Below are 21,008 nucleotides of genomic sequence, written 5' to 3' on the forward strand. Positions count from 1 at the left end.
TGTAAACCCTTTCATAATAAAGACATCGGTAAAGCCGAATGAACTTGGGGGAGGTCATTAGGATATGAAGAAAACGTGGATGACATTGTTGCTTACAGCGTGTATGGTTGCGGCGGCGGGGTGCAGCAGTGGCGGAGACAGCGCAGGCGGAAGTACAGGAACAGATACAGGAGGCAAGACGGCGGCAGGGACGGAAACGCCGAAGATTGGCGTGGCGATCTATAAGTTCGATGACACGTTCATGACGGGTGTGCGGAATGCAATGACCGCAGCAGCGGAAGGCAAAGCCACACTCGATATCGTGGATAGCCAGAACGCACAGCCGACCCAGAATGAGAAAGTCGATCTGTTTGTATCCAAGAAATACAACGCAATGGCCGTGAATCCGGTTGACCGGACCGCAGCAGGTGTCATTATTGATAAAGCCAAAGCGGCCAGCATTCCAGTTGTCTTTCTGAACCGTGAGCCGGTTGCTGAAGACATGAACAAGTGGGATAAAGTGTATTACGTTGGAGCCAAGGCGGAAGAGTCCGGCACGATCTCCGGTCAGCTCATTGTGGACTACTGGAAGGCCCACCCGGAAGCAGATAAAAACGGTGATGGTAAACTGCAGTACGTCATGCTGAAAGGCGAGCCAGGCCACCAGGATGCTGAGCTACGGACCAAATATTCAGTTCAGGCCATCCAGGATGCCGGAATTGAAGTGGAAGCATTGGCGGAAGACACCGCGATGTGGGATCGGGTCAAAGGACAGGAGAAAATGCAGGCGTTCCTTGCCTCCCACGGAGACAAAATTGAAGCGGTATTGGCTAACAATGATGACATGGCACTTGGAGCCATTGAAGCGTTGAAAGCAGCGGGATACTTCAAAGACGGCAAAACGATGCCGGTTGTCGGCGTCGATGCAACTGCTCCGGCCATTCAGGCCCTTCAGGACGGAACGATGCTGGGCACGGTGTTGAATGATGCCAAGAACCAGGGCGCAGCTACGGTTGCACTGGCTTCCGTACTTGCGAAGGGTGAGACGCCAACGAAGGAAAACACGGGTTATGACATTACGGATGGCAAATACGTCTGGATTGCCTACAAAAAAATTACGAAAGACAACATTGCCGACGCCCAATAACAGCAGCAAACAGGGACGTCCGTCATGAGATGGCGTCCTTTTTTTGCCGGGTTTACGGAAGGGGAGGATGAAAGATGGAATCACCTTACCTGCTGGAGATGGACGGAATTTCCAAAGCATTTCCGGGTGTGCAAGCACTGAGTCAGGTCACATTGAAGGTAAAGCCGGGTACGGTTCATGCGCTGATGGGAGAGAATGGTGCTGGCAAATCCACGCTGATGAAATGTCTATTCGGTATGTATCGCCCGGATGAAGGAACGATTCGGATGGACGGCAATCAGGTGGAAATTCCGAGTTCGAAAGCGGCGCTTCAACATGGCATATCGATGATTCATCAGGAACTGAACCCGGTGCCATACCGTCCGGTGATGGAGAACATCTGGCTGGGGCGGTTTCCGATGAGGGGGTTGTTGGTGGATGAGAAACGAATGTACGCTGATACACTAGCCTTGTTCAAGGACCTGAATCTGGACATTGATCCCAAGGCTCAGGCGGGAACTTTATCCGTTTCCAAAATACAGTCGATGGAAATTGCCAAAGCGGTCTCTTTCCAATCTAAAGTTATCGTGATGGATGAGCCAACTTCCTCGCTCACGGGCAAGGAAGTAGACCAGCTCTTCGCCATTATTAATCAGCTGCGCAGTCGCGGGGTGTCTATTATCTACATTTCGCACAAGATGGAGGAAATTCTGACGATCTCGGATGAGGTCACGATTATGCGGGATGGTTTTGTGGTCGGTACCTGGGATGCTGCTGATTTAACGACCGATCTGATCATTACCCGCATGGTTGGACGTGATCTGGATGAACGGTTCCCGGAACGGACGAACGTACCTGGAGAAGTGATTTTGAAGGCAGAAGGCTTAACCTCCAGCCAGCCGAATTCGTTCCGTGATGTGACGTTTGAATTGAGGAAAGGCGAAGTTCTTGGAATTGGCGGCCTTGTTGGGGCACAGCGGACGGAATTGATTGAGTCATTGTTTGGCTTACGCGGACTTGCTTCAGGGACGATCTCGATTCATGGGCGCAAGGTGAAGATCAAGTCACCTGCCGCAGCAAAGCGTCATAACATTGCCCTGCTGACCGAGGAGCGAAGAGTCACAGGAATTTTTCCAGTGTTGTCTGTGTATGAAAATACGATTATCGCGAGTCTCGGACGTTACCGGAATCGGATTGGTCTGCTGGATGAGAAGAAAGGCCGAGATGAGGCACGTGAGCAGACTCTGAAGTTTAGAACTAAAACCCCTTCAGTTAACACGCTAATTCGCAACCTGTCTGGTGGTAATCAACAGAAGGTACTTCTGGCTAGATGGCTGTTGACTGACCCTGAAATTCTACTGCTCGATGAACCGACACGTGGGATTGATGTGGGCGCGAAATTTGAAATCTACACTATTATTACGGAACTGGCCCGCCAGGGAAAAAGCATTATTATGATCAGCTCGGAGATGCCCGAACTGCTGGGCATGCCGGATCGAATCATGGTCATGAGCGAAGGGCGGCTTACCGGAATCGTCGACGGTGCTGAGGCAACAGAGCAGGATATCATGAGGCTGGCCGCACAGCAGCGGATGGCTTAGTCAGGAGGGAAATACATGAATACACAAGTTATCAATCAGGTGAAGCAGTATGTGGCGCAGCGTGCGATCTTTATTGTGCTGATCCTACTCGTCATTGGCATTGCCATTGCCGATCCGCACTTTCTTGCTTTCTCTACACTGCGGGATATATTACAACAGTCCTCCACACGGGCCATCATTGCGCTGGGTGCTGCTTTTATCCTGGTAACGGGCGGGGTCGACTTGTCGGCAGGACGGGTCGTTGGTCTAACGGCTGTTGTATCCGCATCGATGCTGCAAATCGACGAATATGCCAATCGGTTCTTTCCCGATCTGCCACATTTATGGGTGTGGGCGCCCATGGTCTTCGGGATTATTGCCGGACTGGCAGTAGGACTGGTGAATGGTATCATAGTAGCCAAATTACATGTTCCACCCTTTATCGCGACACTGGGTACGATGGTTGCGGTATATGGTCTGAACTCGATTTACTTTGATACAGAGCCCAATCAGTCACAACCGATTGGTGGATTGAGACCTGATTTTACCGTTATTGGATCTGGTTACATTGATCTTGGTGGTGGTTATTCCATTCCGTATATCGTATTGATTGCTGTAGCGGTTGCGCTGATCTGTTGGGTCGTCTTCAATAAGACCCGCCTTGGGAAGAATATGTATGCCATCGGTGGCAATATTCAGGCTGCGCATGTGTCCGGCATTCATGTGGCACGCAACCTGATTGCGTTGTATGCCATTGCAGGTGCACTGTATGGACTGGGCGGTGTGCTGGAAGCCGCGCGTACGGGCGGGGCAACGAACAATTACGGTAACATGTATGAGCTGGATGCTATTGCGGCCTGTGTCGTGGGGGGCGTCTCCACAGCGGGTGGTATTGGTACGGTGCCCGGCGTTATGGCAGGGGTTCTGATCTTTGGAGTTATCAATTATGGTCTGACCTTTATCGGTGTAAGTCCTTACTGGCAGCTGATTATTAAAGGGTTGATTATTGTGGCTGCTGTGGCATTTGATATCCGCAAGTATATGGCGAAAAAATAGAAGTGTAGAATTGAATCAAAGAAGCCAGCACTCTTGTCATTCAAGAGTGCTGGCTTCTTTATTTTATGAATTTACAAACCTGTCCACAATATTAACCACAGGACCAACGATGCATAGAAGCAGCATAAACGCGGCTACGTTAAAGGCTACCTTTGTACCATAGTGCGAACGATACTTGCTAGCGATAATTACAGCAGGTATCCAGAAGATTGCCGCCGCCACAAAGGGAAGGTGAAGTCCCTGGTCTCCATTACTATAGATAGGCACGTTCAGTAGATTAAACAAATAGTGGCTGATCTGTACCTTTTCTGTGCCCCAGGGAAAATTAAAGGCCAGCCCCATTGCGAGAACCAGCAGAGAAAGTGTCCCGATGCCCAAAGGTTTTCTTTGTTGTATCATGCTTATCCCTCCATAACCAAGGTTTTATCCTAAATAAATCCATTAATGTATTGTAACACAGTATTGATCAATGTGATGTATGATAGTTTCGCAATCTCCGTTTTCCTATAAACCGTTTGTCCTATTTTAATTATAAATTTATACATTCATGTGAATTTGACAAGCTTCCACTAATCGACAACATTAGCTAATCATTATCGATATAATACATGTAAATAAGATCTTAGATGTGAGAATTATGTCAAAGGGGGCGAGGCCTTTTGCTAAGTTACACGATGAAAATGCTTATTTTCCCGTTGGGATGTCTGCTTGTTATCCTGTCCTCTTATTTTCTAGGGCTTACTCCCCATCTCGCGTTAATGATATGTGCTGGTGTGTTATTTGTAGCAAGTATATATGGGGAGAAACGTTATCCTGCATTGCGTAATATCCATTGGATTTTTCTCGGCATATTCCATTATTTCAGTGAACTGAACTGGTGCGAATTGTTATATTATCTGCTGATCATGTCGATGATTCAAAATAAACAACGTGTTGCGCAGACTTTACCCATTTCGATGCTGTTATTGCTCGAATATACAGTGATTCGGCTTTCCTATGTACCGATTGATACATATGCTTTGCTGGTATCCCTGTTTGACATGTTAACGGCGATTGTCATTATATTTTTTTATCATACCTTGATTAACAGTGAGGCAGAGAAGCGCAGGCTTCGGGAGAAAAATCACTTTCTCACCCTCCATGACCCGCTCACCGGGTTGCTGAATTACGAAGGTTACATGGATGCTCTTAATAAAACGGTGGAGGAGCACCGCTCCTTTCTGCTGATAATCCTGAATATTCAGAATTTTAACGGGTTTGACAAAGAGGTCGAAGACAACTGGTGCAGCGTAATCGGAAATACAGGCGAAATTATTACGACACAGTTTTCGGATGCATACGGTATATCCCGCTATGCAGGAGATCGCTATGCCGTCATTTTGCCTGAAATACAAAATATTGAAGAACGCATGTCGTCACTGCTGTCAGGGGAGTTGCGGGGGTTGCAGGTGAACTACAGTATTTCCTTGTATCCGGGAATGTCGGAGACGTTACAACACTTTATTACGGTGGCGGAGGACAGGTTATTTCAGCAGCAACGCAATAAATGGTTAAAAAATGAAGAAGAGGTCTTCCGTTCCGAAAGGCTTAGAGCCGTAGGTGAACTGGCGGCTGGCATGGCTCATGAAATTCGTAACCCGCTGACAGCCATTCGCGGATTCCTGCAGCTCTCACGCGGACAGGCATTCAATATCGCACCATGGTATGAAGTCATCATGGGGGAGATCACACGTGTAACAGAGCTGACGGCAGAGTTTTTACAGTTCTCCAAACCACACACGAATCACATGAAACCTGAACGAGTAGGGCAGTGTCTCGAACGTGTCATGTCGTTAACCGAGTCGGATGCAGCATCACGAGGCCATCGAATTACACTTGAAATGACTGGGGAGCCAGTCGTGGTTAACATGGATCGGGACAAGATCGTACAGGTTCTAATTAACCTGATCCGTAATGCTTTTGAAGCGATGGAAGATCCGGGTGAAGTGCATATTGATCTGTTACATGATGGAAATAGAGCACTTATTTCGATTACCGACACGGGCAGCGGCATTCCAGAGAACTCTCTGGCAACGATCTTTAATCCGTTCTATACCACCAAGGAAGAAGGTACAGGACTTGGACTGGCACTCTGTCAGAAAATCGCTCAGGATCATCATGGCAAAATTACCGTGCATAGTGAAATGGGGATTGGCTCTACATTCACCCTTCATTTGCCTATGGGAGCTTGATTCTAATAACCAAAAACGCCGCAATTGGCTCCTGAAGAACCGTTTGCGGCGTTATTGATTGTGGTTATGTGTTTTTGTTAATCAATGAACACGAACCCAATCAGGTGATATGTCCCTGATGCAACTGATAATAGAAACCTTGCTGTTGCATCAACTCATCATGGCTGCCTCGTTCGGCAATTTTGCCGTCATCAATGACGAGAATCTGATCGGCCTCACGAATCGTGCTTAATCTATGGGCAATGACAAAGCTGGTGCGATCCTTCATCAAGGTGCGCATCGCTTCCTGAATTTGCATTTCGGTGCGTGTGTCGATGCTGCTGGTCGCTTCATCCAGAATAAGAATCGCAGGATCCGCAAGAATGGCACGAGCGATGGTTAACAGTTGTCGCTGTCCCTGACTCAGATTGCTGCCACCGGAAATGATCGGGGTATCGTAACCCTGCGATAATTTGCGGATGAAGGAGTGGGCATTTGCCAACTTCGCTGCTTGCTGGATCTGTTCGTCCGTTGCATCGGGTTTGCCGTAGGCAATATTGTCACGAATGGTGCCGGAGAACAGATAGGCATCTTGTAACACAATGCCAAGTTCGCGCCTTAGCTGGTCCTTCTCCAGTTCGGAGATGTCACAGCCATCAATGGTAATCCGTCCGCCCGTAATCTCGTAAAAACGGGGCAGCAGGTTGATGATGGTCGTTTTACCCGCTCCAGTCGGTCCGACAAGTGCAATCATCTCGCCTGGCTTGGCGGTGAAGCTGACCTTTTTCAGGATTTCCCTCTCGGAGTTATACCCAAAGGATACATCTTCAAATACAACTTTCCCCTGAATCTGCTGCAGTTGTTTCTTCTGTTCTTCCACGTATTCACTTGGTGTATCAATAATGTGGAATACGCGCTCGGCACCTGCAATAGCTGCCTGAATCAGGTTGTACTGGTTCGCCAAATCATTGATGGGCCGCTCAATCTGGCGGGAGTAAGCAAGGAAACTTACAATCAGCCCGATGGACGTCAGATCATGATAAGCCATCCATCCACCTACCGCTGCCAGTATGGCAAAGCCGATATTGTTCATGACATTCATCGTTGGCCCGACCAGACCGGATACGCTCTGAGCTTGGGTACTGGAAGTGCGAAGCTTCTCGTTCAGATTCTGAAAATGTTTTTGTGCCTGCTCCTGGCGGTTATAGGCTGCAACCACCTTTTGTCCAGCAATGGTTTCCTGAGCGTAGCCATTAAGCTCACCAAGCAACTTTTGCTGGGCGGTAAAATGTTTGCGTGTTCTTGAAGCGATCAGCCGAGTGGCGATCGTAATCAGTGGAACCGTCACCAGACTGAGCAGTGTCAGTCGGACATCCAGGGCTAGCATAATCGACAGGGAGCCAACCAGCAAGATGGCGCTGGACATCAGTTGAGTTACACTTTGATTCAGCGTCGTGGACACGTTATCGATATCATTGGTAGCCCGGCTCATCAGATCACCGCTCTGATTTTTGTCAAAAAAGCTGATCGGCAGCTGTTGCAGCCGTGAAAACAGAGCATGGCGCAGATCTTTCACGGTCAGTTGGGAAACACCGATCATGACATAGGATTGAGCCCACATCATGAACGAGCCGAGGACGTATACGGTCAGCAATAACATGCAGTCTTTCAGCAGACCGTCCGTAATTTTGGGAACGATATGTTCATTGACCGCACGGCCGAGCAGATAAGGTCCTGCCAGATTAAGTAACGTTCCAAGAGCCGTCAGTATCAGAGCGGTGATAACCCCTTTACGATGACGTCCCATGTATGACCATACTCGGATGATGGCGTGCCGTGCGTTCTTGGCTCTTACTTTGGGAACCGGACCTCGGCCGGGTGGCCCAGGTCTTCCGATCATCGGTGGGACAACGGTCTGATGGATGGAGGAAGAAGCGTTTTTAGCCAAATTGAACATCCTCCTTCCGTTGCTGCGAATAATAGATGGATTGGTAATGTGATGAATGGGCCATGAGATGTGTATGTGTACCACTTGCCACGATTTCTCCTTCATCAAGCACGTAAATACAGTCCGCATCCTTTACAGAAGAGATCCGTTGTGCAATCAAGAAGGTGGTACTATTTCTCATTAGTGAATGCAGCGCCTTCTGAATGCTTGCTTCGGTACGCAGATCGACGGCACTGGTGCTGTCGTCCAGAATTAGAACCTCCGGTTGCATGAGTAGGGCACGGGCGATAGAAATTCGCTGTTTCTGTCCACCTGAGAGATTGACCCCGCGCTGGCCCAACTCCGTGTCATATCCATCTTTCAGATTCATAATAAAATCATCAGCCGCTGCCGCTTGAGATGCGGCACGTAGTTCAGCTTCCGTTGCATCAGGTCTGCCGAAGCAGATGTTATCCCGGATGCTGCCACTGAACAGGATGGATTCCTGTAATACGATGGACACACGGCTGCGAAGATCCTGGAGATCCCAGTTACGCACGTTCACTCCATTCACGAGCACTTCACCCTGTGAGGCATCATACAAGCGGGGGATCAGCTGTACAAGTGAGGTTTTGCCTGATCCTGTAGATCCGAGCAGGGCCACTTTTTCTCCCGGCCGAGCCGTCAGTGTAATTCCGGAGAGGGTATGTTCTCCATCATAGCGGAAATATACGTCCTTGAATTCCACCTGACCTGCTCCTTTACGAGACATATCATCTCCCGATTGAATATCAGGCTGGGTGTGAAGCACCTCGTTGATGCGTGTTGCAGATACCTTGGCGCGGGAGAAGCTCATCATCATCATGCCGATTGAAGTGAGCGACGAGAGTACAACCGTTACGTAGTTGATAAAAGCAATCAAATCCCCGGCGGCAATATCGCCTACTACCACCTGAAAGCCCCCAAACCACAGCACCGCTACAATGGTCGCATTCAGCATCAGGCTTAATACCGGTGCATTCAGCGATACGATGCGCCAAGCTTTCACTGCCGTATGGGTATAGTCTTCATTGGCTTGCTGGAAACGCTTCTTCTCCTGACGTGCGCGTGCAAAAGCTTTGACGACACGAATGCCGGCCAGATTCTCTTGAAGAACCGCGTTCACCTTGTCGAGTTTGTTCTGAACGCTGGCGAACAGCGGATAGGAAGCGGATATCAGGATATATAAGATGATAAACAGAATCGGCACGGACAAAATGAGAATGAGCGCCAGTTTGACACTGATCGTAAACGCCATAATAATACTGCCGATGATCAGCATCGGCGAACGGATAAACATACGCAGAAGCATCTGTACAAAGGTCTGCATCTGGGTGATATCACTCGTCAGGCGAGTAATAAGCGAGCCTTCCTGGAAAGTATCCAGATTACGGAACGAGAACTTCTGGATATGATCAAACAATTCCTGGCGCAGATCGGTTCCGTATCCAACGGCAGCTTTGCTTGAAAACAGCGTACATCCTGCACCGCCAACCCATCCGATTAACGCAAAAAGAAGCATAAACAAACCTGTAGTCATAATGTGGGACAGGTTCCCTGCAAGAACACCATCATCCACAATGCTGGACATCAGCTTGGGTTGAAGCAGGTCCATAGCAACCTCAAGGACCATGAGCAGCGGAGCAAGAATGGCCGCTGACTTATACGGGGTAAGAAATCGTTTTAACGTCCACAATGGGAAAAATCACCTCATTCGATATGAAATAATCATGTTGCAAAAATTTATGCAGACAGATGAATCTCACTTAATATTCTCGCAGATTCTGAACCATACGCTGGGCGAGCGCTGACATCAGCTGCGATTCTTCAGGTGTAAAATCTTTCTGGGCTTGGCGATCAAGCTCTTGGAATACTTCTCTCAGTTCCTTAAGCGCAGCACGGCCTTGATCGGTCAGATAGACACGCAGACTGCGCAGATCCTTCGGGTCAGCTTCACGCCGTATAAAACCCGAGCTTTCCATACGTTTCAGCATTACCGTTACCGTTGCAGGGGCGCGGCGAAGCTGTTCGGCCAGTTGTTTCTGGGTCTGACCATCTTCCCGTTCAAGCTGGAATAGCAGCGGCGGTTGTCCAGGATACAACTCAGGGTGGTTGATAAGTTTCTCATGAACCTTGTAACGCTGTAGCTTGACGAGTTCTGATAACTGTCCCATTAACCGTTCATTTCGATCTGATTTCATAAGCGCTTCCATCCTTTTAATTAGTCGACTAACTAAATGATAAGTTTCATTTGACATATCGTCAAGTGATTTTGATTTTTTAAAATGGATACAAAAAAACCTCTGCTTTGAGTGGATGAAGAGAGCATGTTAGCTGACTCTGTTCCTATCTACAAAGAGAGGTTTTTTGGTGTTTTTTTATATGTCGTGGGTAAGGATCATTCTATTTCTTAGAAAACATTTCTTTGGCTTCATCCATGGCCATTTTATTGCCGATTGAAGAATAGTCCAGCCAAGGTTGAGCACCGATCGGGTAGACATGACCTGCTTTGACAGCCTTTAGTCCTTGCCAGATCGGATTATTTTGCAGTTCTTTGAACATGTTCTGAGCTTCATCATCCGAGTTCACAACAACGAAGATCGCATCTGCATCAAAGTCCGGCAGTATTTCACGTGAAACAACTTGATACGGTTTGGACGAATCGAATTCTTCAATGCCTTTAGCTGGAGTTAACCCCAGATCTTCATACAAAATCGGGCCCATTGGACGGCGTGTACTGAATACACGCAATTCTTTGGCGGTAACACGGATAGCCATTACGGTGCCGTCACCGATTGTATCGTGAATCAGGGATTTCACTTCTTCCGTTTCAGTTGCATAATCCTGAATGTATTGCTCTGCTTCTTTCTCGCGGTTGACCAGTTTACCAATGTCTTTCAGATGGTCGCGCCAAGTGCCATCATCCAGATTGAAGACGTGTACAGGGGCGATTTTTTCGAATTTGGCAATATCATCACCGGAGAATTCTTCGTCCAGATAGATGACATCTGGTTTCAGGGCAAGCAAGGCTTCCATGTCCGGGTCCTTAACGGGACCGAGCGGCATTGTATTTTGAAGACGGTCAGCAACATGGGACAGGAAGGCTTTGGCTTCCCCGCCGATCACCGAACCAACCGGTGTAATGCCGAGAGACAGCAGGTCATTGGTCAGATGGATCGACATGGATGCGATGCGTTGATCCCCGGAAGCGGAATTGGTATCCTGTGTAGCGTTCGAAGTGTCCGTAGTAGAACCTTCCGACGCAGAGGATGAATTATTGGCGTTCCCGCAGGCTGCGAGTACAAGCACCAGACAGATGCTCATGAAGAGCATAAGGTTTTTCTTTAACATGGGTAATCTCAATCTCCTTGAACATCTCATGGATGTTGTTTTTATGTTGGGTGTACCGGTGAAATTATTCGGATTGTTCCGATAAATTTATTACTTGGTTCGTACCAGCAGATATAAAAAGTAAGGTGCGCCGATCGCCGCGACCACAACACCTGCCGGAATGGAATTAGGCTGAAAGATCGTTCGCCCAACCGTATCGGCAGCAACCAGGATCACCATGCCGATGAGTCCGGCGGCTGGGATCAGATGGCGATGCATCGGGCCAACCAGTCTGCGGGCCAGATGCGGCGCCGCCAGACCAATGAATCCGATCCCGCCAGCCATAGACACACTGACGGCAGACAATGCTACCGTGCACAATAGCAAAATAACACGTTGGGATCTGACGGGTGTACCAATACTGGTCGCGGCAGCATCTCCCAGATTGAAGGCATCCAGCGTTTTGGAGCGGCTCCATATGTACGAGATGCACAGCACAACCCATGGAAGCAGCGCCTGAACATGAACCCAGTCTCTGCCCCAGACGCTACCTGCCAGCCAGCGGGCGGCGAAGGAATAGGTGTCTTCATCCAAACGCAGGGACAGATAGAGCGTCAGGGCATGGAAACCGGCTGCTACGGCAATGCCCACCAGAATAAGCTTAATGGGGGATACTCCGTTATGTCGGTCATAGGATAGCAGCATGATAATCAACGCCGCGGCGACACTGCCTGCAAAAGCAAACAGCGGAATCAGCAAGGCCACCGAACCATTCATGGAATGGGAGAAGCTTACGAATACCATCAATCCAAAAGCCGCACCTGCATGCAAGCCGAGGATGCCCGGATCGGCTAATGGATTGCGTGTAATGCCTTGCAGCGCAGCACCGGCAACACCGAGTCCCGCTCCGGCGAGTACAGTAACCAGAATGCGTGGCAGTCGATAGTCGAACAATACAATCTGATCATCCGGCGTACCATAGCCAAGCAGGGTGTGAAGCACGGCTATTGGTGATAGGCGAATTGTTCCCGAGTTGAGGCTGATAACGATAACGGCACAGGCGATACAGAGCAGCGCAACGCTGACCGCTATGGAACGTTTGCCTCGTGAAGGTGTATTCGTGTTCATCGCTATAGGGCCCTCCTTTCTTTACGGGCCAGATAGAGGAAGAAAGGTACACCGACAAAGGCAACCATAATGCCTACAGCCAGTTCTTGAGGCGGGTTCACAATGCGTGATCCTAGATCGGCGAGCACCAGCAAGACGGCTCCGAGCAGGGAGGACATCGGAATGATGAGTCGATAATCCACGCCAACCAATTTGCGAGAAATATGTGGTATGACCAGTCCAACAAAGCCGATCGAGCCTACAGCAGAAACGGATACGCCAGCCAGCACAACAACCGCCGTCAAGGCAAACAGTCTGGTCCAGCGGAGGTTGATTCCGAGATTAATCGCAACTTCTTCTCCTAGCGACATGAGAGATATCCGACGGGCCATAGGCAAACTGAGCACGAGAGTAACCAGCAGAACAGGCAGAATCAGCTTCAGATGCCGCCATTCAATTCCCCCGAAACCACCCGCATACCAGAAGGCTAAATCCTGGCTCAAGTCAAAATATATGGCGACACCGGTGCTAAGCGAACTCAGCATAGCTGCAATAACGGCACCCGCAACGGTAAGCCTGATGGACGTCAGTCCTCCGGGTGCCGCCATGCCCAGCAGGAAAATGAGCAGCGTGCCAAGCACAGCCCCTACAAATGACAGGAACATAATCCAGCCATAAGGCAATCCTGGCCAGAAGGCGAAGCTGAGCGCCACGACAAAGGTAGCGCCCGCATTGATCCCCAGAATGCCGGTGTCTGCCAGCGGATTACGTGTGATTCCCTGCATGAGCGCTCCAGCTACAGCAAAGGCTGCGCCAATCACAGCAGCAGCAATGACACGTGGCAGCCTTAGCTCGTGAATAATCTGATGCGGCGTCAAAGCAGGATTGTACTGAAATATGGCAGTCCACACAGTCTCCAGTGTCAGCCCCTTGGCACCAAGAGAAATGGCGACAAACATACTAAGCAGCAGTGCGGCAATGGCCGCCAAAAACATCAGGCCAACCGTCACTGCGGATTTTCTTGATTTGGACGGACGTTGTGACAGTCCCGGATGTTGAATGCGGGTCACTCCTTTGTTACCAACAACGCATTGCTGTTGTTATTGATTATCATTATCAATTAGTGAACATTATAAAATCTTAATTCAGGCCCGTACATGGCATAAATTAAGATTATAGAGATGGACATTTTTTAGATTACAGAAATGCTGGTTTGTTCGTCAACATAGAGAGCGCTTCATCGAGCTGGATGTTGATGGAATACGGAGCGTATACCACCCATGAATTCCAGTCTATGACATGCACACGCCCAGCTTTTACCGCAGGATAGTTTTCCCACAACGGATCAGCCGTAATCTGCTGTAACAGAGTAGTACGTTCGTGCATGGACGTAACCGCAATCAGCAGCACATCCGCTTCCAATCCATCCCATTCTCCAGGCGTGAAAGACATCCAGTTGAATCCCACACCGGCAGGTTTGCCTGTTAGTTCTTTCTGAATTCGATCAGGAGCGGACAGTTGCAGGCTTCGGTAAAATACATGACCGAAGTTGCGATTACTGTACATGCGCGGTCCTTTTGCAGTTAAGGTACAGATCGCGACGGTGACCTGACCTGCTGTATCTCTGATCTTTTTGCGTGCCCGCTCCGCCTTACGCTCATGCCGATCCAGCCACTCCTTTGCCGCTTGAGTACGATCCACGATAGAGGCAATTTTCTGCAAATGACCAAACATGTCTGTCTGATTCCAAGGGATGGTGATGATGGGAGCGACATCTCCGATATGTTCCATCGCTTTAGCGGCTGCGTTGTCCTTGGTCAGAATTAAGTCGGGATTCACATCAAGGAATGCCTGTCGTCCCTGTTCCCACGGTTCATAGGCATGGAACGGCAGCGTCAACGATTTGGGAACATGGGGCAGATGGCCCTGGATCTGCGCTGCGCATGGTGTGATGCCAAGAGTCATCAGGTGATCGGTGTATGGATAGGAGAGTGAGACGATATTTCGATGTACCTGCTTGGCATAGGAAGTTGGCGCATAACCGGCATGGTTCCTGAAGCGGCGGCTGAAATAGAATTCGTCCCGATAGCCTACCTGGCGGGCTACATCACGAATACGCAGATCTGAAGTCATGAGCAATTCCTTGGCCCGATTCATTCGTAAATGAGTGATATATTCGATAGGATTTTTCTGCATCCGACTCTTAAACAGCTGTGAATAATACGACGGATGCATACCTGCCAGTTCGGCCAGCTTTTCCAGCTTGATTTCGTTCATATAGTTTTCCCGCATATACTGCAAGGTGGATCTGAGCCACTGTTCTGGCTCGTCCTGTGCTTCCGCATGCTCCTGACCTTCCTGCGGCCAGAGCGTATGAAACAGATCGGTCAAAAGCAGCTGCACTTTCAAGCTGGTCTGTGAAGCTTCTGTTGTTAATTGTGCGGCAATTCGCTGTATCCCATAGTAAGGGCCCTGAATCCACCCAGTTACAGGTGAACCAAGCTCTCGCTCATATATTCGCCGTTCTTTCGTTTTCTCAGCAACCCGAAACAGATCGAAATGAATGATATACAATTCAATCTCATGGTCCGCATCAGAGAAAAGCTCCAGAGAAGTTCCCGGTGTAGACAAGAAGGCGGACTTACGTGTGACAAGGGATTCGATACCGTTCGCTACCAGCTTGCCCGTGAATTTATGCATGTAGACAAAGGTATGGTGAGGGAGCTCAGTCTGACTCCATTGCCAATGCGTATTCACGGTAACCAGCTCTGCCAGACGCAATTCGAGCAGCGCATCGTTAAGAAAAGCATCCATTTCCGTTCGTGTCATGGATTCATCAGTGCGTTTCGGGTGATCCGGTTGGGTCAACGTGTTGGAGGTATTGCCGTTATTATTGGTGCTTGGATGGGTTAACATGGTGTGACCTCCTTTCCTCGCGAGGTTGATATATCATAGCGAGCGCAGCCGCATATCCGATGTGAACCACTGTCGGTACGTCATCATGCTGAGCAGAATGCTGGTAATGGCGGCTGAGCTGGTAAAAGCAAACACGATCAGAATCTGGTAACGCACGGCCTCAACCGGATCAGCACCCGCAATAATCATGCCTGTCATCATGCCAGGAAGCTGTACGAGTCCTACCGTTTTCATGCCATCGATCGTGGGGATCATGCTGGATTTTACAGAACGTTTCAATACGTCCTGAAAAGCACGTCTTGGCGTTGCGCCAAGTGCAAGCAGGGACTCAATCTCTCCTTTGGAGGATTCGACCTCGCGTTTCATCTGATTCAGGAACAGCCCGGACACCACCATGGCATTACCGATGGTCATCCCGCTCAATGGAATTATGTATTGGGGAGTAGGTTCTACAATTCCCAGTCCTAACAACAGTCCCATCATGAGCAGCTCCGTGACCGTAATTGCAGCCGCAATATATAAGGAAATCCAGCGAAGTCCTTTGCCACGTTTGCCAGCATTAATGGAGGCTACGATAATCATGAATCCGACAATGGCAATGATAAGAACGGGGTGATCCGAGTTAAAAATAAATTGAAGTACATATCCGACAAGCAACAGCTGTACAGCGGAACGAACAGTGCCTATAGCAATATCCTTTTCCAGATCAAGCTTCTGCCAGACAGAGATGAGCATGGTGACCATCACAAATATAATGGTAAAACTCAGAGCGATGAGTGACATGATTTCTCCTTATTCTGCCGCAGGGGCAGGGTTCATAATGAATTGTCTAGCCAGGTCCGTGGCCGGATTGTCAAAAAAATGAGCTGTCGGCTGGCGCTCTAGCAGTGTCTGATTGCCCAAAAACCAGGTGGTTGTACTGAATGATTGTGCCTGTTCCTGATCATGGGTAACCCAGACGAGCGAAGTACCTTCCTGCTGGCTCCAGCGGGTCAATTGTTCTTCCACCAGGCGTGCGTTGGTCCGATCCAGGGAAGCAGTCACTTCATCCAGAAGCAGGACCTCAGGACGCAGCATCATGGAACGAATAAGAGCTATGCGCTGTTTCTCCCCACCGGAGAGGTCAATGGCCCGCTTATGAATATCAAGATTCTCCAGTCCCATACCTGCAAGCAGGCGGCGGGCGAGATCCTGATCGTATGGCTGCCTGTGAAGCAGATGCACTGTTTTCAGGTTATCTTCCACACTGCCTGCCAGCATGACAGCTTGCTGTGCGACATAAGTCATTCGTGTGCGCCAGATACGAGGGTCCGAATCCCGATAAGAAATTCCTTTCCAGATCAGGTCTCCTTCATCAGGAATATCCAGCAGGGCGAGAATGCGGAGCAATGTGCTCTTCCCTTGGCCGGATGCACCGAGTATGGCAATACGTTCTCCCTGATCCACTTCTGCGTTCACATGTTCAAATAAAATACGCTGCTCGGTTAAACCGATACGTTTTACTAGTTTATCAATGGTTAAAAGTGTGGACAAAGTCGGGTCGTCCTTTCATCCGTGATCTGCAATCATCTTAGCAAAAATACGAAAAAATTGAAATGAGAGTGAATCTCAATTAGATCATTAAAATGACAACATGGAATGTGAAAGATGAAACGGGTCTGACGCAAGCGGTTCTTTTTGGTAAAATAAAGAAGACTCCGTGTTGGCCTAATCGAGATCGTGATCTTTTTAAAATATGTTGATATCAGGGGAGGCTTTACGATGACGAAAGTTGTTGGACGGGACAAGGTGAATTGGGGCATTATGGGTACAGGATGGATTGCATCCCAGTTCGCACGAGATCTGGAGCATGCCGGAAACGCCGTAAAAGCTGCGGTGGGTTCACGAACATCTGAAAGCGCAGAGAAGTTTGCAGCTGAATATGGTTTTGCACGCGCTTACGGTTCATATGATGAGATGCTGCAGGACCCTGAAGTGGACATTATTTATGTGGCAACACCGCATCCGTTACATAAGGAAAATGTGCTTGCTTGTCTGGAAGCGGGTAAAGCAGTACTCTGTGAGAAACCGTTTACGATGAATGCCCGTCAGCTGGAGCAATTGGTGGATAAGGCGCGTGAGCGCAATCTTTTCCTCATGGAAGGCATGTGGACACGCTTTCTGCCACCGATTACCCAAGCCAGAGCCTGGATTGCGGAAGGCAGAATCGGCGAGGTACGTTTGGTCAAAGCAGACTTTGGTTTCCGCGTAGGCTGGGAGCCGGAAGGCAGGTTGCTTAACCCGGATCTGGGTGGAGGTGCTTTGCTTGATGCAGGCGTATATCCGATCTCCTTCGCGTCCATGATTTTTGGCGAGCAGCCTCAGCATGTGTGGAGTACGGCGAACATTGGACAGACGGGTGTGGATGAACAGTTCTCCGTACTGTTGTCTTATTCCGAAGGTCGTTCTGCATCGCTGAATGGAGCCATTCGTCTTAACTTGAGCAACGAGGCTGTCATATATGGCACAGAAGGGTACATTCGTTTACCACTTTTCCTGGCAGGCAAAGAAGCTTATCTACATGTGAACGGTCAGGACGAACCGGAGACATTTATCGATGACCGGACGTGTATTGGATATGCGTTTGAAGCGGAGGAAGCAGGTCGCTGCATCCTGGAAGGACGTACGGAGAGCAGAACGATCCAACTGGACGAATCCCTGGAAATCATGAAGTTGATGGACACGATTCGTGGGCAGTGGGGCCTGCGGTACAAATCCGAGTAAATAGACAGGAGTGGAAAAGCGATGGTGAAAATTCTGATCTCCGGATTTGAACCTTTTGGCGGGGATGCGGTGAATCCGACGGGAGAACTGATGGAGGCACTTGCGCATGAAGTGATAGAGGGAGCGGAGCTGAAAACAGTGCTGCTGCCTGTGCACTTCGATGAATGTGCGGATCTGCTAATCGCAGAGATGGAATCCTATCAACCGGATGTCGTCATCGCCTGTGGTTTGGCCAAAGGCAGGACAGCTATTACACCTGAACGGATTGCTGTTAATGTCAAAGATATTCCTCCTGGCTCCTATGCGGACAACCAAGGGCAGAATCCCGTGGACGAGCTCATAGTGGAAGGCAGCCCGGATGGCCTGTTCTCCACATTGCCGATTCGTGCAATGGTGAATAACATGGGGGCAGCAGGCATCCCGGCTGCGGTGTCCAATACGGCAGGTACGTATATTTGCAACAATACGATGTACCGGGTGCTGGATCATATCCGATTGAGACAACTTCCGATTCGTGCCGGATTTGTACATTTTCCAGCTTCAACAGAGATGGCTGTGCTTCAGCCTTCGGTGCCATCACTACCCATTCCCATGATGCTGGATGCTCTGCGGGTTATGATTCGCACGGTAGTGGCGGAGTAATTGAGTTTGGATCAACATTTTGTATAGGTTCGGTTTGTTGTTGGAATAAATTAATAAGGGCTGTCCTATTGTCATGAATATGACTTTATAGGACAGCCCTTTGTATTATCTAACGAACTAGAGTCACTTTTAATAAAATGTTAACGATTCGTTAGCGCCTTGGACACGCAGGTCAATAGCATAGCACTGAGATCGTGCCCAACAGAAAATAGGAAAACGAAATTGGGCACAGCCTCCTATATTTTGTATTGATACCGTGCGAATTAGATCCGCAACAAATCTAGATCGAACTCGGGAACAAGTCCTTCTTTCATCGCTCGTCCAAGCAATGCTGTAATTGCACCGTAACCGTCATCGCCCAGGTTGGCGCTGAACTCATTAACGTACAAGCCGATATGCTGCGCAGTTACATCAGGGTCCATCTCTTGTGCATGTTCCATAACGTATGCTTTGGACTCATCCGGATGCGCCCAAGCGTATTCCACCGAGGCACGTGCCCAACCTGCAAGAGCATGAGCATCCAGGTTACGACGGGCGATGATTGCACCCAGCGGGATTGGCAGGCCAGTGTCGCTTTCCCACCAGTTACCGAGATCTGTCATAAGTTTGAGATCATAATTCTGGTACGTGAAACGTGCTTCATGGATAACCAAACCTGCATCGATCTTGCCGTCCCGTACAGCAGGCATAATCTGGTCGAATGGCATAACGACAATCTCGCCTACACCGCCGGGAACATTTTGTGCTGCCCAGAGACGGAATAACAGGTAGGCTGTTGAACGTTTGCTCGGCACGGCAACTCGGCGTCCCGAGAGATAGGCTGGATCGGTTGTACCGTTAGCGGTCAGAACCAGCGGACCACATCCTCTGCCAAGTGCGCCGCCCGCAGGCAAGAGCGCATAATCATTCAGCACATAAGGCAGTGCTGCATAGGATATTTTCATGACTTCAGGTGTATCTGGTCCATCCGGATTTGCCGCAAGGCCGTTGGTAATATCGATGTCCGCATAACGGACATCAAGCTCAGGTGCACCAGGAATCAGTCCATGCACCCAGGCGTGAAAGATAAATGTATCGTTAGGACAAGGGGAAAATGCAATTTTCATGATGTAAGTACCTCCCGTAAAATGGAACTTGCAGCCTGGAGCGCATCCAGAGCATCCTTGATGCGCCAGGCGTCGCGGTCGCGTGGACCGACCGCGTTGGATATAGCCCGCAGTTCGAGTGCTGGTATGCCGAACTGCTGGGCTGCAGTTGCTACGCCGAAGCCTTCCATGCCTTCGGCGGAGGCATCCGGCACGCGGCGCAATAGCTCCGCGGCCGTCTCGGCAGTTCCGGTCGCCGTGGATACGGTGACCGCCGTGCCTCCGCTGACTGCGAGCCCTGCCCGCTGCAGCTCATGGCGCAGGCGCGCGGCAAGCACCGCGTCCGCCGCCACACGGGACGAGCCGAAACCGAGCTCGTCCACGCTGAGGAAGCCGTCTGGCGTCTGCGAGCCCAGATCGGCGGCAACCATGGCGTCGGCTACCACGAGGGAGCCGACGTCCGCTCGGCCGGGGAACCCGCCGCCGATGCCGGCACTGACCACCAGCGTGTACGCTGGGGTCAGTCCGGTCCCGGCAAGGGGCCCCGGCCTTGAGGATGCGGCAGATGCCTGTGCCGCATCGGGTTCGCTTGGCGCGGCGGAGCCTTGCGCCAGCGCAATTGCGCTAGCCGCTGCTGAGGCAAAGGCCAGCGCGGCAGCGGTTCCTGCTGCGGCCGAGGCAGGGCCAACACCAGCAGCAATCACATCAAAGTGCGCAGCTTGGTCACCCAGGCCGCGTAGTACAGCCTCTTTTTCCGCATCAACGGCGGTTACGATTAATACACGCTGTGTCGAAGCTGTGGATGTCGCGTTTGTTTCAAAGCTACTTGACAAGCTTGCAGTTTCTGGGCGATTACGTTCTATAGAATCATTCTTTTTCTGTTCATTCATCCTGAATTCTCCCTCATGAGGTTTTTATAAAGCCATCTATAAAATATGTACGCATAGGCCAGACGGAGTGACAACTGTACTGACAACGAGCGAAGCGAGCACGTGAACCAGTGAACGAGCACAACGTTCTTCTCCATCATAACGGAAGGGGAAAGATCAGAACAAGCTTTGAACGTATTTAGCGAGATAAGCGATTTAACGAACAGTAGCAACCCGCCCGAACCAACCAAACTGAACCCAAAATCACGCCTTTTAAATACGGGAGTGATCTATTTTTATTTGCCTATATGTCACTTTAATCATATATATAAACCTAACGCGAATCATACGAGAAGTCAAAGTAAATGGTTGACAATCT

18 protein-coding genes are annotated in these 21,008 nt (G+C 49.6%); 6 read left to right on the top strand and 12 right to left on the bottom strand.

Annotated elements, in window-relative coordinates:
- Positions 1-64: 64 nt before the first annotated feature.
- From AC4PM4_RS07275 to mglC, 3 genes are all read left to right on the top strand, one after another.
- On the top strand, positions 65-1,126 hold the full coding sequence (locus AC4PM4_RS07275) for a galactose ABC transporter substrate-binding protein (protein WP_063567849.1): 1,062 nt from the start codon (positions 65-67) through the stop codon (positions 1,124-1,126).
- A 74-nt stretch (positions 1,127-1,200) separates the two neighbouring features.
- Positions 1,201-2,706, top strand: a complete 1,506-nt coding sequence (locus AC4PM4_RS07280) for a sugar ABC transporter ATP-binding protein (protein ID WP_491613228.1) — start codon at positions 1,201-1,203, stop codon at positions 2,704-2,706.
- A gap of 15 nt (positions 2,707-2,721) precedes the next feature.
- A complete protein-coding gene (gene mglC, locus AC4PM4_RS07285) occupies positions 2,722-3,741 on the top strand; it encodes a galactose/methyl galactoside ABC transporter permease MglC (RefSeq protein WP_076290270.1) in 1,020 nt (339 codons plus the stop codon).
- A 63-nt stretch (positions 3,742-3,804) separates the two neighbouring features.
- On the opposite strand, the gene AC4PM4_RS07290 is transcribed toward mglC, so the two are convergent.
- Positions 3,805-4,140 carry a hypothetical protein gene (locus tag AC4PM4_RS07290; RefSeq protein ID WP_072735161.1) on the bottom strand — a complete coding sequence of 112 codons (336 nt, stop codon included), beginning with the start codon at positions 4,138-4,140 and terminating at the stop codon, positions 3,805-3,807.
- A 275-nt stretch (positions 4,141-4,415) separates the two neighbouring features.
- Here AC4PM4_RS07290 and AC4PM4_RS07295 point away from each other — a divergent pair, with 275 nt between their 5' ends.
- Complete coding sequence (locus AC4PM4_RS07295) at positions 4,416-5,972, top strand: ATP-binding protein (protein WP_072735226.1); 1,557 nt, start codon at positions 4,416-4,418, stop codon at positions 5,970-5,972.
- Between the two features lie 100 nt (positions 5,973-6,072).
- Here AC4PM4_RS07295 and AC4PM4_RS07300 read toward each other — a convergent pair whose 3' ends face one another.
- The 9 genes from AC4PM4_RS07300 to AC4PM4_RS07340 all read right to left on the bottom strand — a co-directional run bounded on the left by AC4PM4_RS07300 (position 6,073) and on the right by AC4PM4_RS07340 (position 16,803).
- Positions 6,073-7,908 (bottom strand): ABC transporter ATP-binding protein, encoded by a 1,836-nt coding sequence (locus AC4PM4_RS07300; protein WP_269053528.1) that lies wholly within the window; start codon positions 7,906-7,908, stop codon positions 6,073-6,075.
- Positions 7,892-9,613, bottom strand: a complete 1,722-nt coding sequence (locus AC4PM4_RS07305) for an ABC transporter ATP-binding protein (protein ID WP_400347261.1) — start codon at positions 9,611-9,613, stop codon at positions 7,892-7,894. Before AC4PM4_RS07305 ends, AC4PM4_RS07300 begins: the two co-directional genes overlap by 17 nt.
- 70 nt (positions 9,614-9,683) lie before the next feature.
- Positions 9,684-10,118, bottom strand: coding sequence for a MarR family winged helix-turn-helix transcriptional regulator (locus tag AC4PM4_RS07310; RefSeq protein WP_063568243.1), 435 nt, complete (start codon positions 10,116-10,118; stop codon positions 9,684-9,686).
- 202 nt (positions 10,119-10,320) lie between these two features.
- On the bottom strand, positions 10,321-11,268 hold the full coding sequence (locus AC4PM4_RS07315; RefSeq protein ID WP_269053530.1) for an iron-hydroxamate ABC transporter substrate-binding protein: 948 nt from the start codon (positions 11,266-11,268) through the stop codon (positions 10,321-10,323).
- Between the two features lie 90 nt (positions 11,269-11,358).
- A complete protein-coding gene (locus tag AC4PM4_RS07320; RefSeq protein WP_072735164.1) occupies positions 11,359-12,375 on the bottom strand; it encodes a FecCD family ABC transporter permease in 1,017 nt (338 codons plus the stop codon).
- A gap of 2 nt (positions 12,376-12,377) precedes the next feature.
- Positions 12,378-13,349: a FecCD family ABC transporter permease gene (locus AC4PM4_RS07325; protein ID WP_491613408.1), complete on the bottom strand. Its 972-nt coding sequence runs from the start codon at positions 13,347-13,349 to the stop codon at positions 12,378-12,380.
- Between the two features lie 202 nt (positions 13,350-13,551).
- Positions 13,552-15,270 (bottom strand): AraC family transcriptional regulator, encoded by a 1,719-nt coding sequence (locus tag AC4PM4_RS07330; protein ID WP_072735165.1) that lies wholly within the window; start codon positions 15,268-15,270, stop codon positions 13,552-13,554.
- A 33-nt stretch (positions 15,271-15,303) separates the two neighbouring features.
- Entirely contained in the window at positions 15,304-16,053 is a 750-nt protein-coding gene (locus AC4PM4_RS07335) for an ABC transporter permease (RefSeq protein ID WP_064640349.1), read from the bottom strand.
- 9 nt (positions 16,054-16,062) lie between these two features.
- On the bottom strand, positions 16,063-16,803 hold the full coding sequence (locus AC4PM4_RS07340) for an ABC transporter ATP-binding protein (protein ID WP_269053532.1): 741 nt from the start codon (positions 16,801-16,803) through the stop codon (positions 16,063-16,065).
- A 228-nt stretch (positions 16,804-17,031) separates the two neighbouring features.
- Here AC4PM4_RS07340 and AC4PM4_RS07345 point away from each other — a divergent pair, with 228 nt between their 5' ends.
- Both AC4PM4_RS07345 and AC4PM4_RS07350 read left to right on the top strand, forming a co-directional pair.
- Complete coding sequence (locus tag AC4PM4_RS07345) at positions 17,032-18,033, top strand: Gfo/Idh/MocA family protein (protein ID WP_063568237.1); 1,002 nt, start codon at positions 17,032-17,034, stop codon at positions 18,031-18,033.
- 21 nt (positions 18,034-18,054) lie between these two features.
- Positions 18,055-18,675 carry a pyroglutamyl-peptidase I gene (locus AC4PM4_RS07350; protein ID WP_072735167.1) on the top strand — a complete coding sequence of 207 codons (621 nt, stop codon included), beginning with the start codon at positions 18,055-18,057 and terminating at the stop codon, positions 18,673-18,675.
- A gap of 263 nt (positions 18,676-18,938) precedes the next feature.
- Here AC4PM4_RS07350 and AC4PM4_RS07355 read toward each other — a convergent pair whose 3' ends face one another.
- Both AC4PM4_RS07355 and AC4PM4_RS07360 read right to left on the bottom strand, forming a co-directional pair.
- Entirely contained in the window at positions 18,939-19,781 is an 843-nt protein-coding gene (locus tag AC4PM4_RS07355) for a 1,4-dihydroxy-6-naphtoate synthase (RefSeq protein WP_491613231.1), read from the bottom strand.
- Entirely contained in the window at positions 19,778-20,650 is an 873-nt protein-coding gene (locus tag AC4PM4_RS07360; RefSeq protein WP_491613232.1) for a futalosine hydrolase, read from the bottom strand. Before AC4PM4_RS07360 ends, AC4PM4_RS07355 begins: the two co-directional genes overlap by 4 nt.
- Between the last annotated feature and the right edge of the window lie 358 nt (positions 20,651-21,008).

The organism is Paenibacillus sp. MDV22-iso6 (assembly GCF_058408365.1).